Raw genomic sequence first — 16,827 nt, 5'->3', positions numbered from 1 at the left:
GGGAAAAATAGAGGGTATACCTTCAAAATTATCAATGAAGATCTAACATCTTCTTGTCAACAACTCTGTCAGATTAGAGACATTGTTAATCAAAAAAAGAGGAAATGATATGGGTATTAGCAAAAAAGATATTAATAAATTAGCCATGGTTGCCCGTGAAAAAAACGTCATGATTGAGTTTACCGAAGATGGAAGATGCCTACGCATATACCCTGAGTTTGATTCAAAGGGAGATATGTATCCCTCCGAGCCACTTGATCCATATCAAGATTTTCAAATTTGACTATGGAAAGACGGCGGTATCCTTATCTGTCCCATGAAACGACAAGACATGGGAGGAAAGTATGGTATTTAAAAAAGAAGGTAAACGAATACGACTTCCTGACATTTACGGAACTAAAGAGTTTATGGAGGCGTACGCAGATGCTCTTGCGGGTCGTTTGAAGAGCAAAAGGAGTGATAATAAGCAAGGTACGCTTGAATGGCTTATTAATCAATATAGGTTAAGTGGGCATTTCCAATCGTTAAATCCTAACACTAAAAAAGTTAGGGATAATATCTTCTATCATATTATTAAAGATTCGGGGGATATACCTTTTGCAAAAATAACACGTAGACATATGCAAAACGCAATAGATCGAAGATCAAATAAGCCCTCAGTGGCTATATCGTTTTTAAAAGCTATTTCTCCTATATTCCGATGGGCTGAAACGTGTGAATTCATTAAAACAAATCCTATTATAGGGGTACAACGACCTTCCATACGCACAACAGGAATCATACATGGACAGTTGATCAGGTCGAAATCTACCGCCAATTTTATCCGATCAATACAAGAGCAAGATTAGCATTAGAATTGATGTTATTTCTAGGATTACGTAGATGTGATGTTATAAGAATTGGGAAAAGTAATGTAGCTAACAGCGTTTTATCCATTCGCACGCAAAAAACAGGAAAAATGGTTCATATTCCTATTTTTAAATCATTGCAAAAGTGCCTAGATGCGGTCGGTAAAGATGGTAAAACTTTTTTGCTTACAGCCCATGGGAAGCCTTTTTCTTCTTCAGGATCTTTCGGCAATTGGTTTAGAGATAGATGCAAAGAAGCGGGGTTACCAGATAAATGCAGAGCACATGGATTAAGAAAAGCGGGAGCAACGATAGCAGCTAATGCGGGGGCTAGCCCGCATGAACTTATGGCTATGTATGGATGGTCAAAAACAGACATGGCAGAGTTATACACAAGAGAAGTCAATGCCAAAAAACTAGCTTATAAAACCGCTAAGATGATAGCGGATAATGTATAAAAGGTAGGACCCAGCGTTTCGTAACCCTTTGATTCTTCATATCTTAAGTTTGGTCTTACTTTGGGTCTAAACTATTGATTTTACGGTATATTGGCGGACAGAGAGGGATTCGAACCCTCGATACGCTTTCACATATACACGCGTTCCAGGCGTGCACCTTAGACCACTCGGCCATCTGTCCTATTATTGAAAGAGACCTAAACTCATATAGAGAAAGCGACTACTTTAATATTAACATTAACACCCACAAAAAACCTTCTAATCAACATAAATCTGCTACGAAAATGGTTTCTTAATCATCTTTAGAATCTTCGGAGTCAGCATTACGATTCTTGAAAGCTATACCTAATATATCACCTAGAGAAGCACCTGAATCAGAAGAACCAAATTGAGCAATAGCACCTCTTTCCTCTGCTATTTCTAAAGCTTTTATAGATAAAGATACCTTGCTATCTTTCTTAGAAACGTTTACAACGCGAGCATCTACTATTTGTCCTTTGGAAAAACGTCCTGGATCCTGATCTACACGATCACGAGATAAATCAGAACGACGTATAAAGGAATTGACACCCTTATAATCAATAAGGGAAACTTCTATACCACCTTCATTAACAGCAACTACTTCACAAGATACAACGGCATTCTTCCTTAAATTACTAATAGAATCAGTAATATCTGGAGCAGAACCACTAAGTTGTTTCACCCCTAAAGATATACGCTCTTTTTCAACATCGACATCTAGAACAACAGCCTTGACCACATCTCCTTTGGAATACTCACCAATAACTTTTTCTCCTGGACGCTTCCAATCAAGATCAGAAAGATGTACCATACCATCTAAATTATCGTCTAAACCAATAAACAACCCAAACTCAGTTTTATTCTTAATTTCACCTTCAACTTCTGTACCAGGTGGATGACTTTTATAAAAAGCCTCCCACGGATTAACAAGAGCTTGTTTTAATCCCAGAGAAATACGTTTCCTGACAGGATTAACCTCTAAAATAACAACTTCTATCTTTTGTCCAACAGAAAGAATCTTACTAGGATGAATGTTCTTTTTAGTCCATGATATTTCAGAAATATGAGCCAATCCTTCAATACCAGCCTCTAATTCAACGAACGCTCCATAATCTGTAATATTCGTAACAATACCCGAAACTTTACTTTCTTCAACATATCTATCTTTGATGTCATCCCAAGGATTCTTCTCTAGTTGTTTCATCCCAAGAGATATTCTATGGGTATCCTGATTTATTCGTATGATCTTTACCTTTACCTGTTGACCTATACTCAAAACCTTAGAAGGATGCTGAATACGATGCCATGCTATATCAGTAACATGCAATAAACCATCGACTCCAGACAAATCTACAAATGCACCATAATCCGTAATATTCTTTACGATACCTTCAATTATCTGCCCTTCTTCAAGTTTCTGAACTATTTCAGAACGTTGTTCAGCACGAGACTCTTCCAAAACAGCACGACGAGAAACAACAATGTTGCCACGTCTTTTATCCATTTTCAAAATCTCAAAAAGCTGGGGCTCGTGCATAAGAGGTGTAACATCCCTTATAGGGCGCATGTCTATCTGTGACCTAGGTAAAAACGCAATTTCACCGTTGAGGTCAACAGTCAAACCACCCTTAACCTGGTTAAATATAACCCCTTCTATCCTCTCTCCTGCAGCAAATTTAGCTTCTATCTTTTCCCATACTCCTTCACGCAGAGCTCTATCTCGAGAAAATACCGCTTCTCCAAAAGCATTCTCAGTACGTTCAACATATACTTCAACTTCATCACCAATTTTGACAGAAGATTCTTGTCCTTTGCCCATGAACTCTCTAAGGGGAATACGTCCCTCAAATTTAAGCCCTACATCGACAACCACGATATCTTTCTCTAAGGCAACGACTTTACCCTTAGTTACACAATTCTCAGCAAGATCCTTCTTAGAAAAGCTCTCCTCAAGAAGGGCGGCAAAATCCTCGCGGGACGGACTGGTAAAAGACATTTATACTCCTGATAGAAATAAAATAAATAAATAAATAAACGTAACCTATTTCCCATAATAACTCGAGATCATATAATATGATAATAAAAAACCTAGATCAGTCAAAGAAAAAAGAAAAACAGATAAGAACTTTTACCTGCTGTAAAGCTTTGTGTCAACAAATCCTTTTGCAACTTTACACATGGTGCTTATATTCATATTTGAAGTATCAAAAAAAAAGGCATCTTTATCTCTTATAAGTGGACAATACTTGCGATTTTTATCTTGATTATCACGTTTACGTAAATCCTCAAAGACATTCTTATAATCAGCTTTTTCTCCATTGGAAACCATTTCGTTATAACGCCTCCATGCCCTAACCTCTAAGGAAGCTGTTACGTAAAATTTTATATTAGCATTAGGGCAAACAATTGTCCCAATATCCCTTCCATCTAGAATTGCACCTGGATTCTTATGCGAAAAAGACCTTTGAATATTAATTAACGCATTACGAACAGAAGAGAAGGACGCTATTTGTGAAGCCGCGTTAGCAATAACATGAAATGAAAGTTGTTTTTTATCCAGATCAGAAAGCATTATGTTCTGTGCTATCTTTGTTACAGCCTCTTCATCATTCAATGATATCCCCGAATTTAAAATATTTTTCGCTACAGCTCGATAAATTAATCCAGTATCAAGATAATGAAATTCATATTCATTAGCAATAAAACGAGACAAAACCCCTTTCCCAGAAGCAGAAGTGCCATCAACGGCAATAACTATATTATTATTTTGTTTTAAACTATCCATTCGATTCTAGCACCTAATCCCTGCATTAAATTTATAAAATCCGGGAAAACAGCAGATATCTCATAGCAATCATCAACTAAAACCGAATACTCTGATGCAAATCCCATAATAAGAAAACTCATAGCTATATTATAACCAAACTTAGATTGAACCATATGCCCTGAACTAGATCCCAATCCACTTCCACTAGGGGCACCTATAATCACAAAATGATCTTTTCCTTTTTCATATTTAATATTATTAACCTGAAGGCATTCAAGAATAGCAAAAAACTGATTTGATCTCATCAAATCCTCCAATCCATTCATAATAGTTTTTCCTTCAGCAAAGGCAGAAATCACCATTAAAATAGGACATTCGTCTATTATAGATCGTATACGACTCTTAGATATAGAGATTCCTCTAAGCTTGGAAGAACGCACTTGAATATCAGCTATATTTTCACCGCTTTCAATGCGAATATTTGAAAAGCTAATATTAGCTCCCATTTCTTGTAAAATATTAATTAATCCAACACGCAATGGATTAATTGATACACGTAAAATTTTTATATTAGATTCGGCAATCAACAAAGCTGCAGATAATACAAACAAGGCAAAAGAAGGATCTCCAGGCACCTTTAAATTACATCCCGAAATACTTTTTCTTCCTTCTATTCGAACTGAATAATTTTCATTTATGTCAGTGGTTACCAACAAATCTACTCCAAATTCCTTTAGTATATTTTCTATATGATCATGAGTCTTAACTGGCTCGACAATCTCTGTTATGCCAGGAGTATTGAGTCCTGCTAATAAAACGACTGATTTCAGCTGCGAAGAAGCTACAGGGGATCTATAAGAGATTGGATTTGGAATTCTTGGCCCATGTAAAGATAGAGGCAGACAATTTCTTTTAATAGGAATCACTTGAACCCCCATATTTCGCAAAGGATCCAGGATGGATTTAATTGACTTTTGTGAAATATTTTCACATCCCTTAAAAAAAGTTTGAAAATCATATACACCAACAACCCCCATAATTAGCTCATATCCAATATAGAAGTCTTTAAAATTCATTGGATGCTCTGGGGATAGAAGACATCCATTACCAACTCCTTCAACAATCCATTTACTGTTTTTCTTTGTATAATTAGCACCTAAATAATTCATCATTTTCATTGTATTAAGAACATCATCGCTTTCAAGCAATCCACTAATCTGCGTCTTACCTGAAGCAATGCCTCCTAGTATAACAGAACAATGGGAAAAATACCTATCTCCTGGAATAGAAACTGTACCCTTAAGACTACATGAATAGGAAGATTTTATCGTGTTTTTTTTATAAAAAGATGACATCAAAATCAAAAATTTCCACTTGACTCAATTTCAAAATAGCAATACGGGATATTATATAGATTAAGATTACAACAGTGCACGTAACAATATATACATCTTATCTTGATTTTTTAAAATATTTATAGTAAAATTCAACCTTTCTTACATGTAATATGTATGCCAGAAAACATGAGGATTTTATATCTTGGCAAAACCAGAACTTGGAACTAAAAGAACCTGCCCTGATACGGGAAAAAGGTTCTACGATCTAAATAAGAAAATTATCGTATCTCCTTATACGAACAATTCTTGGCCTCTCTCAACCTTTGAAACACCTACTTCTTCTACAGTTAAGGATGAGGTTTGTGATCTTAATGAAGAAATAGAAAGCAAATCCTTTGTAGAACACAAGGCATCTAAAGGAAAGGATAATTCTATAAACAAAGAGGATGATGATAGTGGTCTTGACATTGAATATGATCAAGAAATTGACCTTGAAGATGATGATTTCCTTGAACCAGATGATAGCAGTACTGATTCTGATGTAGTAGATATTGATGATATAGGCATATCTGAAGATGAAGAAGCAAGTTAATCATGTCGAAGATTACATTTAGATGATTAAGTCATTAAATAATTATAATTAAATAAAAAAGTTATCTTATAATTATGATCTCTTTTAAGGTATATGTTATGTGTTCTTATCACACTAGTGAAAGGGGGCTATAGCTCAGTTGGGAGAGCACTTGCATGGCATGCAAGAGGTCAGCGGTTCAATCCCGCTTAGCTCCACCATTTAATGTAGTTATTTTATAAATTATAATTGTAAATATTCCTATTTCTCCATTTTAAATTTAAGATTGTTTTATCATACACAAATATGCGTTTGTGACATAAATTTTTTAAAAAGGGCACACTTAACTTATGTTCAAATTCGTGATAAAAAATCAACTGCATCTCGTTGCAATTCAAGTACGGATCGTATATCCGTAAAGCGGCACGTATAGCAAGGTTTGTGAAAAAAATATTTTATATAGAGTAAGTTAAAACTTTGGCTTATGAATTCTTAGTAATTGAAAGGGAAAGCTCAAATCTATCAGGAGAATCAGTGCATGCATTTGTCAGTCTCAGTTAACAAAAATTAAAAAAATTATACAATTAGTTCTTTATTGGTCAAAATGTAATCTCATCTCTCTGAGAAAAGAGAAATTTAGGTAAGTGTTTTATCATGGAAAATAGAAAATCTAGCTATAGTTACGAGGAAATTCTTAACTGTGGAACAGGAAAGATGTTCGGTGAAGGCAATGCGCAACTTCCTCAACCTCCTATGTTAATGTTCAATCGCATAACAAAAATTTCTGAAATTGGCGGAAGTTATAATCAAGGATTGGTGAGAGCTGAAATGGATATTGATCCAAACTTATGGTTTTTCAAATGCCACTTTAAAAACGATCCTGTTATGCCTGGATGTCTTGGATTAGATGCTTTATGGCAGCTTACAGGATTTTTCCTAGGATGGTTAGGAGAGGTTGGTAAAGGGAGAGCTATATCTGTTTCCAAAATAAAATTTAGAGGTATGGTAACACCAGATTGTAAGTTGCTTGAATATGGGATAGAATTCAAAAGGATAATACGAAGTAAAGTTGTTCTCGGATCTGCTGATGGATGGGTAAAAGTTGACGGCAAAGAGATATATAAAGCGGAAGATTTACGAGTTTGCCTTACTGTCGATAATAAGTAGCTTATGAAAATGAGATTATTGCAAAATGATAAGGAAGAAATCTTGATATGAAACGGGTAGCTGTTACAGGAATGGGAATCGTATCTTCCATAGGGAATAATGTTTCTGAAGTTGCTATTTCACTGCGAGAGGCTAAGTCTGGAATTACTTTTTCAGAAGATTTTTCTAAATTTGGTTTTCGCTGCCACGTATGGGGAAAACCGCTTATTGATGCAAAAGAACTGATCGATCGAAAAGCAATTCGCTTCCTATCACAAGGAGGAATGTGGGGACATATTGCTATGCAGCAAGCAATTGATGATTCTGGCCTGCAACCTTCTGAAGTAACAAATGAACGAACAGGATTAATAGCTGGATCAGGGGGGCCGTCTACTAGATGCATTGTTGAAGCTGCTTATCTTACCCAAGAAAATTGCAATACCCGTCGTATAGGTCCGTTCGCAGTTCCCAAGGCGATGTCATCTACAGCATCTGCAACTTTATCAACTTGGTTTAAAATACGTGGAACCAGCTATTCTATATCTTCAGCCTGTTCTACTTCTGCACATTGCATTGGGAATGCAGCGGAATTAATCCAATCTGGAAAACAGGATATAATGTTCGCAGGAGGACAAGAAGACCTTGATTGGACAATGTCTAATCTTTTTGATGCAATGGGTGCAATGTCATCAAATTTTAATCATGATCCCTGCTCTGCTTCCAGACCATATGATTATAAGCGCGATGGATTTGTAATATCTGGAGGAGGAGCAATAATCGTTCTAGAAGAGATGGAGAGAGCAAAGGCTCGCGGTGCAAAAATTTATGCTGAATTGTCAGGGTATGGTAGTACTTGTGATGGTTATGATATGGTAGCTCCTTCTGGAGAAGGAGCTATTCGATGTATGCGTCAAGCTCTAAGCTCAGTAAATGGTCATGTAGACTATATTAATACTCATGGGACCTCAACTCCTATAGGAGATAAAAAAGAAATAGAAGCTATTAAAGAGATATTTAAAGATAAGGTCCCATATATACAATCAACTAAATCTCTAACTGGACATTCTCTAGGGGCAGCAGGAGCACAAGAAGCAATATATTCATTAATAATGATGCAAGAGAAATTCATTGGTGAAAGTAAAAATATCGAAGAAATTGATCCTGAGTTTGAAGGAATACCAATAACTCGAAAACGAATTGATAATGCAAATATTGATACAGTATTATCTAATTCTTTTGGATTCGGAGGAACAAATGCAACCCTAGTTTTTCAAAGATATAAAGGATAGACATGAATACTATTCTAAAAGGAAAACGTGGTTTAGTTATGGGAATTGCAAACGATCATTCCATAGCTTGGGGAATATCTAAGGTATTGCACTCTGCTGGAGCTCAGCTAGCTTTTTCTTATCAAAGTGAGGCAGTAGAAAAAAGATTAAAACCTCTTGCACTAAGTTTAAATTCTGATTTTATTATTCCTTGTAACGTAGAGGATCTCTCATCCATAGATTTTCTATTCAAGAGAATTGAAGAACGTTGGAAATCGTTAGATTTCGTAGTACATTCAATAGGTTTTTCCGATAAAAGCGAACTGAAAGGACCTTATTATGAAACTAGCCGTGATAATTTTATCAGGACTATGTTAATATCTTGTTTCTCTTTTACTGAAGTTGTAAAACGTGCAGCAAAATTAATGCATTCTGGAGGATCAGCAATTACACTTACTTATGGAGGTTCTAGCAGAGTGGTTCCTAATTATAACGTGATGGGAATTGCTAAAGCTGGCCTTGAAGCTTCGGTTAAATATTTAGCATGCGATTATGGATCTATGAAAATACGTGTCAATGCTATTTCTGCTGGGCCTGTACGAACTTTAGCTGGAGCTAGTATCTCGAATGGACGTGATATTGCTTCTTGGAGCAAAGATAACTCCCCTCTAAAAAAAGCAATATCACTTGACGATATAGGAAATTCTGCTCTTTATCTACTTTCTCATCTATCTAATGGTGTAACAGGAGAGATTCATTACGTAGATTGTGGATACAATATTGTTTCTATGCCTACACAATAACAATCAAAAATTAGATTTATACTTTGTATGTTTCAAAAGAATAATTACGGTAATTACCTATAAAATATAATATTAGATACTGCTGTTTTATATATTTTCGTTAATAATATTTGATATTAGTCTAAATAATTAAAGGATTTTAGATTTTTTAAGGTAAGGCAAATATTTTAAATTACTTAAATGTCATCTTTCGGCTTTTAAATAGGGCAATTTATGAATTAATATTAATAAAATTATCTTATTTTTCTAACTACATAGAATCAATTATTTATAAAACAGATTACCAAATAAAATTATTTTAAAAACATCATATTTAGAGAATCAAAATAAACCATCAATTAAGATATAAGTAATACAAATGACAGAGATATTTACTTGCAGAATATGATTATATAAAAAATGTTTAATAAGTTAACTACTTTTTAACTATGTTCGAGAGATTATTAACTATGTTACTTTACGCCTAGATTACCATCGAATGTTATTAAGAGTAAAAAAATACGATGAGTGGATTACAATCCAAAAAAAAACAGCCTAATTATACTATATCTAAAAAATTAGGATCAGATAAAGATTCAGGCATGACGGATGTTCGTCGTGTTAAAAATTGGATTAAACGAATTGTAGAAGAAAATAAAAATAAACCTTTAAATAAAGAACAAAAAGATAAAATAAATCTTTTATGGTCCTCACTAAAAAAAATTTCTGGCGATAACACAGAAGTTGGCGATCTTGATTTGGATTTAATTTCTCAACAAACTGTTGATGTCGATAAAGAAAAAGTAAATAATGATCATAAAAAGTTATTTGATTTTTTGAAACAACATACTAATGATCATAATAATATAAAAGAAAAAATCAAAAGAAACAAAAAACAAGATATATTTATAGTAAATACTAATCAGCAAAAAACACTAGGGTCGCAGAATACAAATGATGTAACGAGATATGATAATGACTTAGATGTTTTTTACTCTGATATGTCTAAGTTATCAAAAAGTATAGCTGATTTATGCAAAATTATATCTCTTTCTGGAATAAAAGGATCTAATCCTCAACTTGAAAAAGTACTTTTCAAAATGGAAAGTATCGCAAAAGATTGTTCTTTAAAAAGCGTAAAAAATAACTGGGAAGATGTTCTACAATACTTTAGAAAATTAGATTTCAAGAATCTTCACGATAAGATAAATAACCTATCATGTCAGATGAATTTTATACAGAGCGCTTTTGATAAAAAAAATAATGAATACATAAACCCTAATATTGATCAAAAACTATTATCTATAGTTAGGAATACTCATAGTCTTCTATCATTACTAAAACTTTTGAATGAGAAAATATCCTCGAAAGATGTATTATCACTTGATTCTAAACTTTCTGATATCAAAAATTCTTTTGAAAAAAATGGGAAGTATACAGAATCTTATACTAAAAAATTTGTTAGTAAATTTGAAGAACGCTTAGATAATATTGATACAAAAGTTCAAAATATACACAAAGATGTTTTAGATCAAAAAAAACCCATTAAACAAAGATTAGAATCGGTTGGAGTACTAGATAAACGTCTTAAAAATATAGAATATAATGTTGAAAATATCATGCTAAAATTAGAAAAAAAGCAAGATATTCCTGAAGCTAATATTATTATAAGCAATTTAGAAAGACAAATTGCAAATATCAAAGAGATTTTAAAAAATGCTTCAAAAAATACGCAAACATCTACAAAATTTGATCAAAATACGTTTCATCTAGAGGATTATATCGTTAAAACTGCTCATAAAACAGCTAGATCTATGTTGAACTCTCTCGATAGAAGTAAAAATATAGAACAAATTTTAAAAAATAATATGAATGAATATTGTAAAGAAATGCAAAAGGCACATGCAGAACAAACAATAAAGAATTTTACGACAATCTATGAAATACTTGTAAAAATTTTTCAAAAATTAGAAGGTTCATCTTTATCATCGAACTGTGATTACCCGAAGGAATGTGGGATATCTTTTGAAAATCCTTCTAATATAAAAAAAATAGATGATATTCTACAAATAAAAGAAAACGGAATACAATTGGATAAAGTTATCAAACAATCGTCTACACATGATACTCAATATCCTATTATTTCCCCAAATAGTTCTCTAGACGCCATAAAAAACCAACTGTACGATAATAACCTAGAATCAGAAGATTCTTTGACTGATAATGACAAAAAACAAATGGAAAAAGCATTTAATACTCCTAATGACATGCAACAGATATTAGAAAGAGTATCGTTAATACAACATGGGATTTTAGAATATGACGATACAATCCCTGATTATATCTCTGCTGCAAGACGTGCAACATCAACCATACATAATGGTGTTCTAAAAAAAGAAAAAATAGAAGACAACAGATGGTTTTTTATCAAAAGCATATTCTCTAACGGATGGTGCACGTCTATAATGTTAGTAGTAACGTTACTTTCTTTTTCTTTTTTTTATCTCCTAATTTAATTAAATCAAAACTTTTTTGAAAGTTAGATATTTGAACACTAAAATATCTTCACATGTATATTTTGTTATAATGGAATAACTATCCTATTAAAAAGTTTTATAATTTTTCTTAGCTACTAAAAAACAAGTTATAAATTTTTAAATTTACGCACTATTTCACTAGTAGTAGGATGATGATCCATTGGAGATCCTAAAATTGCAAGAGTCGGCATAGTACTAAATATTTGTTTTGCTACTCTAATAATATCTTCACATCTAATAGAAGATATAGTATCTATTACTTCTTCACTGCACATAATATTACCACAAAACATTAATTGTTTTGAAATATCTGAAGCACGAAAATCGGAATCTTCTTGATTTATGATTAATTTTGCACGTATTTTAGCACATATCTTGTTTATTTCTTTTGGATCTATATTCTTTATTAAAGAATGTATTACTTCAATAATAGCAGATGTTAATTCCATAATATTTTCTTTTGCCGTAGCCGTAGTAATACAAAAAACTCCATTATCAGAAAAATTACTATGATGTGCTGATATAGAATAACACAATCCACGTTTTTCTCTAATTTCTTGAAAAAGCCTTGAAGACATTCCTCCTCCAAGAATTGATGCTAATATTTTTGTTGGATAAAAGTCACGAGATTTATATGCACAACCATTGAATCCTAAAATCATATGTTCTTCTGCAAGATCTCTTTGTTGAATATATTCTCCTCCAATATATACTGCTGGATTCAATTTCTCTATTATTTTTTCATTTTTAGATACATTAAAACAATTCTCAACCTGAGACACACAGGAGTCATGATCAACGGCTCCAACACATACTACATACATTCGATCTGCTGTATAATTACGTGATATATAAGAAAATATTTTCTCTGATGTAAAAGATGAAACAGTATCTATCTTTCCTAAAATTGCCCTTCCTATAATTTGATCTTTCCAAACTACTTCTAAAAAACGGTCATAGAGAAAACTCCATGGGTTGTCCTCTGACATACCAATTTCTTCTAAAACTATATTTCTCTCGCGTTCTACATCAGAGGGATTAAATGAAGAATTGCTTACCATATCTCCTATAATATCAAGAGCTAAAGGAACATCATCTTTTAAAAGCCGAACGTGATAACAAGTATGTTCAACAGATGTATACGCATTGATGTCTCCTCCCACTGTTTCAATTTCTTCTACAATATCTTTTGATGTACGCTTAGTTGTTCCTCTGAACAACATATGCTCCAAAAAATGAGCCATTCCATGCTCTTCTTTCATTTCATTTCGAGAGCCAGATCGTATATTTACTCCCACGAAAGCACTTTTAACATATGGGATTACCTCAGTTATGACAGTAATTCCAGAAGAAGTTTTGCTAATTCTTAGATTCAATTTCAATCTCCATGTTTCTTTTTTTTATAAAATCTTTAATTTCATCTATATCATTTATCATAACGTTAAAATTCTCAGATCTTTTCATAATCTGTTCCATAGATATAGGACAATCAGGAAATATACCAGATGTAGCTTTGACAACATCAGGGAATTTTGCAGGATGTGCTGTAGCAAGCGTTACTATTGGTGTGAAAAAATTTTTTCTACATGCAAATGAAGCATAAATACCAACAGCAGTATGTGGATCAACAAGATAATTAGAGCTTTTTAAAACATAATTAATAATAGCACCAACATTTTCCATAGAAGCCCTTTGAGCAGAGAACAAACAAGAAATTTTCTGTAAATGTTCAGGATAAATTCGAAATTGCTTTTTGCTTTCAAGAGAATCAAACGCTTCTTTTACAAGAAGAGAGTCTCTACCACTAATTTCAAATAACAATCTTTCAAAATTGGAAGATATTTGTATATCCATTGCGGGAGATGTAGTTTCCTTTACTATTTCGGGTTTATATATACCAGTATCCAACATACGAACAAGTGTATCATTTTCATTAGTCGCTATAATTAACTGATCAATCGGAACTCCCATTATTTTTGCCATATATCCAGCAAAAATATCACCAAAGTTACCAGTTGGAACACTAAAAGAAATCTCCCGATCTGGGCTACCCAATGCAACCGACGAAACAAAATAATAGACAATTTGAGCCATAATACGAGCCCAATTTATGGAATTAATTCCTGATAAATTGATAGAATTACGGAAAGAAACATCTGCAAATAAACTTTTAACTATTTTTTGACAATCATCAAAATTACCTTCAACAGCTATAATATTAACATTGGATTCTCTAGAAGTAGTCATTTGCTTTTGCTGAATGAGAGAAATTTTTCCTTTTGGAAAAAGAATATATATATTAACTCTTTTCTTACCTTCAAAAGCTTTGATAGCAGCAGCACCTGTATCTCCAGAAGTTGCTCCTAATATTGTTATATAGCCATCTCTTTCTTCTAAAATATGATCTAATAATTCTGCTAGTAATTGCATTGCTATATCTTTAAATGACAAAGTAGGCCCATGGAATAATTCTAACAAGAAATCGTGTGTATTTAACTGAACAAGTGGTGTAACTGCTGAATTTCGAAAACCAATGTATGCTCTATTTACTATTTTTTGTAGTTTGTCAGAGCTAATTTCATCTCCAATAAAAAGACGAAAAATAAAAAATGCAATTTCTTGGTAACTTAAACCTCTTAAATACTTTATATTTTCCTCTGACAAATGAGGAATATCTTTAGGAATATACAATCCTCCATCTTCTGATAATCCAGAAAGGATTGCATCGCAAAAGCTAATATTCAAATCAGCATTACGGGTGGAGATATATTTCATAAAACACCAAACAATGTATTTTTCAAAGAAACAGATAACTTCTACAATGATGAATTTTTTCTGTAAAAATCAATCAACACAAAACCCATTCACCATTAATATATCGTGATATATAATATTAATACTAAAAAATTATTTCGATATAATTATCCGGATTTAATACTACTAGACAAGTAAATTTCCTTTTAACCATTTAATTATCGCATTATAAACAAATAAAGAAATATTGTCCTGATATATTCAGACCCCTCATATCTCCATTATATTACAGCTATAATTAAAATAATATAGATATTTTCACATAAAATTTACTAAAAATAACTTACCTTAATACTTTATCAACTAACTTCAGTAACCATGTTCTCGTAATTAATAAACGTTAACTCCAGATCAAAGTATTTCTTTATGAAACAAAATAACTGCCTTGCTATCAATGATAATACAAATTCCATTTGTTCATGGAAAGATAAGATAATAAAAGGAAATAGTATATCGGTATTAGAAAGATTACCTGCAAAATCAATTGATCTTATTTTCGCAGATCCTCCTTATAATCTCCAATTAAATAAACAGTTACATCGACCTGATCATTCTTTAGTTAATGCAGTAAATGATTATTGGGATCGATTTTCTTCTTTTGAAGCCTATGATGCTTTTACGCGTGCATGGCTTTTAGCTTGTAGACGTGTTTTAAAACCTAATGGAACATTATGGGTGATAGGATCGTACCATAATATATTCCGTATCGGAACAATGTTACAGAATCTCAATTTCTGGATATTAAACGACATAATATGGAGAAAATCTAATCCAATGCCAAATTTCAAAGGTCGAAGATTTCAAAATGCGCATGAAACTCTTATTTGGGCATCTCCTTCACCAAAATCAAAAAACTATACCTTTAATTACGATGCCTTAAAAGCAGCTAATGAAGATGTTCAAATGCGCTCTGATTGGCTTGTTCCAATTTGTTCTGGATCAGAACGTTTACGGAATGAATATGGTGAAAAATTGCACAATACTCAAAAACCTGAATCTCTATTATCGCGTATTATAATCTCTTCTACCAAACCTGGCGATATAATTTTAGATCCTTTTTTCGGATCTGGAACAACTGGTGCTGTTGCAAAAAAACTTAAAAGATCTTTTATAGGTATAGAAATGGAACAAGATTATATTGAAATTGCAACTAAACGAATTGCATCTGTTCAACCTTTAGATGATATTACATTGACGGTCCTAAAAGGTAAGAAAGATGAGCCACGTGTTGCTTTTAATTTACTTTTAGAAAGAGGACTTCTCAAACCAGGACAAGTCCTGACAAATGCTAAACGTGATATAAATGCGACTGTGCGCGCTGATGGTACTTTAGTATCAGGAATTGAAGCAGGTTCTATTCATCGGGTTGGAGCTAAAGTAAGTGGACTGGAAACTTGCAATGGTTGGAACTTTTGGTATTATGAACAGTGTGGGGAATTATGTTCTATTGACAAACTACGTGCTTTAGTACGAAAAGAGCTGTATAGAAGTTGAGTCAAGAATAATTCATCATGATGTTTAAATATTGCTATTTATTATCTCCATTGATGATTTTGCGTTTGTTTTCATAAAATAAAACTATTGTTTATGTAAATTAATTTACAGAAATTTTATTGGAATTGTAATTATTAATGATTTAAGAATTTTCTCTAATTTTATTATGATCAATATAAATAATTCAAATTTGTTACAACTTATATTAAGTAGCGTAAAATAAAAATAAATAATATATTTTATCTGCTCAGATAAACAAATTAATTTGATTGTTAATACAATGTATTATTCAAATGAAATAATATCAATCTACTTTAGTAGAAAGATCAAAAATGTCATATAAGCGTCGCAAAGCGTTAAGATATGGTTTTTTTGCTGAATTATTTTCTGCTATATTTTTAATCGTAAAAGGATGGAAAATCATAGCCTTACGTTATCGAAATCGCTGTGGAGAAATTGATATAATTGCAAGTCGCGATAATCTTGTTATTTTTGTAGAAGTAAAAGCAAGAAAAAATTTTCACAATGCTATTTTTTCTATCTCGCATAAAAGTTGTCAACGTATCAAAAATGCTAGTAAAATTTGGCTTGCACAAAAGAACGATGTTCAATTAATCTCATATAGATATGATCTAAAGCAGTAGCACCATGGAAATTACCTAGACACTTCCCTAATGCTTTTTAACTATTGATATTATTATAGTGTAAATTATTTGAGATCTCACTTTGATTGATATATATAATACTTTCGAAAAATATAAATATATTTTTTTTATTTATTATT

Annotated in this window: 15 protein-coding genes and 2 tRNA genes; 11 read left to right on the top strand and 6 right to left on the bottom strand. The window is 32.5% G+C overall.

Annotated features, from left to right (window positions below; genetic code table 11):
- Positions 1-109: 109 nt before the first annotated feature.
- From GY664_RS04405 to GY664_RS04395, 3 genes are all read left to right on the top strand, one after another.
- Positions 110-283: a hypothetical protein gene (locus GY664_RS04405; protein ID WP_333948265.1), complete on the top strand. Its 174-nt coding sequence runs from the start codon at positions 110-112 to the stop codon at positions 281-283.
- A 61-nt stretch (positions 284-344) separates the two neighbouring features.
- Complete coding sequence (locus GY664_RS04400) at positions 345-848, top strand: hypothetical protein (RefSeq protein ID WP_333948264.1); 504 nt, start codon at positions 345-347, stop codon at positions 846-848.
- An 11-nt stretch (positions 849-859) separates the two neighbouring features.
- Complete coding sequence (locus tag GY664_RS04395) at positions 860-1,306, top strand: tyrosine-type recombinase/integrase (protein ID WP_333948263.1); 447 nt, start codon at positions 860-862, stop codon at positions 1,304-1,306.
- Positions 1,307-1,397: 91 nt separating this feature from the next.
- Here GY664_RS04395 and GY664_RS04390 read toward each other — a convergent pair.
- The 4 genes from GY664_RS04390 to GY664_RS04375 all read right to left on the bottom strand — a co-directional run bounded on the left by GY664_RS04390 (position 1,398) and on the right by GY664_RS04375 (position 5,449).
- Positions 1,398-1,487: transfer RNA gene (locus GY664_RS04390), tRNA-Ser, on the bottom strand.
- 111 nt (positions 1,488-1,598) lie between these two features.
- A complete protein-coding gene (gene rpsA / locus GY664_RS04385) occupies positions 1,599-3,323 on the bottom strand; it encodes a 30S ribosomal protein S1 (RefSeq protein WP_333948262.1) in 1,725 nt (574 codons plus the stop codon).
- Positions 3,324-3,455: 132 nt separating this feature from the next.
- Complete coding sequence (cmk, locus tag GY664_RS04380) at positions 3,456-4,112, bottom strand: (d)CMP kinase (RefSeq protein WP_333948261.1); 657 nt, start codon at positions 4,110-4,112, stop codon at positions 3,456-3,458.
- Positions 4,100-5,449, bottom strand: a complete 1,350-nt coding sequence (locus GY664_RS04375; RefSeq protein ID WP_333948259.1) for a 3-phosphoshikimate 1-carboxyvinyltransferase — start codon at positions 5,447-5,449, stop codon at positions 4,100-4,102. The genes cmk and GY664_RS04375 overlap by 13 nt, the downstream gene beginning before the upstream one ends.
- A 184-nt stretch (positions 5,450-5,633) precedes the next feature.
- Here GY664_RS04375 and GY664_RS04370 point away from each other — a divergent pair, with 184 nt between their 5' ends.
- The 6 genes from GY664_RS04370 (at position 5,634) to GY664_RS04345 (ending at position 11,714) form a co-directional block, all read left to right on the top strand.
- The gene (locus GY664_RS04370; protein WP_333948258.1) at positions 5,634-6,023 is read left to right on the top strand and encodes a TIGR02300 family protein; all 390 of its coding nucleotides are present in this window, start codon (positions 5,634-5,636) and stop codon (positions 6,021-6,023) included.
- A 124-nt stretch (positions 6,024-6,147) separates the two neighbouring features.
- A tRNA-Ala gene (locus tag GY664_RS04365) sits at positions 6,148-6,223 on the top strand.
- 433 nt (positions 6,224-6,656) lie between these two features.
- Positions 6,657-7,169, top strand: coding sequence for a 3-hydroxyacyl-[acyl-carrier-protein] dehydratase FabA (fabA, locus tag GY664_RS04360; protein WP_333948257.1), 513 nt, complete (start codon positions 6,657-6,659; stop codon positions 7,167-7,169).
- A 47-nt stretch (positions 7,170-7,216) separates the two neighbouring features.
- Positions 7,217-8,437 (top strand): beta-ketoacyl-ACP synthase I, encoded by a 1,221-nt coding sequence (gene fabB / locus GY664_RS04355; protein ID WP_333948256.1) that lies wholly within the window; start codon positions 7,217-7,219, stop codon positions 8,435-8,437.
- Positions 8,438-8,439: 2 nt separating this feature from the next.
- Positions 8,440-9,219 carry an enoyl-ACP reductase FabI gene (gene fabI / locus GY664_RS04350; protein ID WP_333948255.1) on the top strand — a complete coding sequence of 260 codons (780 nt, stop codon included), beginning with the start codon at positions 8,440-8,442 and terminating at the stop codon, positions 9,217-9,219.
- A 503-nt stretch (positions 9,220-9,722) separates the two neighbouring features.
- Positions 9,723-11,714, top strand: coding sequence for a peptidoglycan-binding protein (locus GY664_RS04345; RefSeq protein ID WP_333948254.1), 1,992 nt, complete (start codon positions 9,723-9,725; stop codon positions 11,712-11,714).
- Positions 11,715-11,842: 128 nt separating this feature from the next.
- Here the strand turns inward: GY664_RS04345 and GY664_RS04340 are convergent, their stop codons facing one another.
- Complete coding sequence (locus GY664_RS04340; RefSeq protein WP_333948253.1) at positions 11,843-13,111, bottom strand: M16 family metallopeptidase; 1,269 nt, start codon at positions 13,109-13,111, stop codon at positions 11,843-11,845.
- A complete protein-coding gene (thrC, locus tag GY664_RS04335) occupies positions 13,095-14,510 on the bottom strand; it encodes a threonine synthase (RefSeq protein ID WP_333948252.1) in 1,416 nt (471 codons plus the stop codon). The genes GY664_RS04340 and thrC overlap by 17 nt, the downstream gene beginning before the upstream one ends.
- Before the next feature lie 405 nt (positions 14,511-14,915).
- Here thrC and GY664_RS04330 point away from each other — a divergent pair, with 405 nt between their 5' ends.
- Together GY664_RS04330 and GY664_RS04325 are read left to right on the top strand one after the other, a co-directional pair.
- Positions 14,916-16,043 (top strand): site-specific DNA-methyltransferase, encoded by a 1,128-nt coding sequence (locus GY664_RS04330; RefSeq protein WP_333948251.1) that lies wholly within the window; start codon positions 14,916-14,918, stop codon positions 16,041-16,043.
- Positions 16,044-16,375: 332 nt separating this feature from the next.
- Complete coding sequence (locus GY664_RS04325) at positions 16,376-16,687, top strand: YraN family protein (protein WP_333948250.1); 312 nt, start codon at positions 16,376-16,378, stop codon at positions 16,685-16,687.
- Positions 16,688-16,827: the final 140 nt, after the last annotated feature.

It is taken from the genome of Candidatus Liberibacter brunswickensis (genome assembly GCF_036858155.1).
In the GTDB taxonomy this organism is placed as follows: domain Bacteria; phylum Pseudomonadota; class Alphaproteobacteria; order Rhizobiales; family Rhizobiaceae; genus Liberibacter; species Liberibacter brunswickensis.
This window is presented reverse-complemented; position numbering and strand designations above follow the sequence as displayed.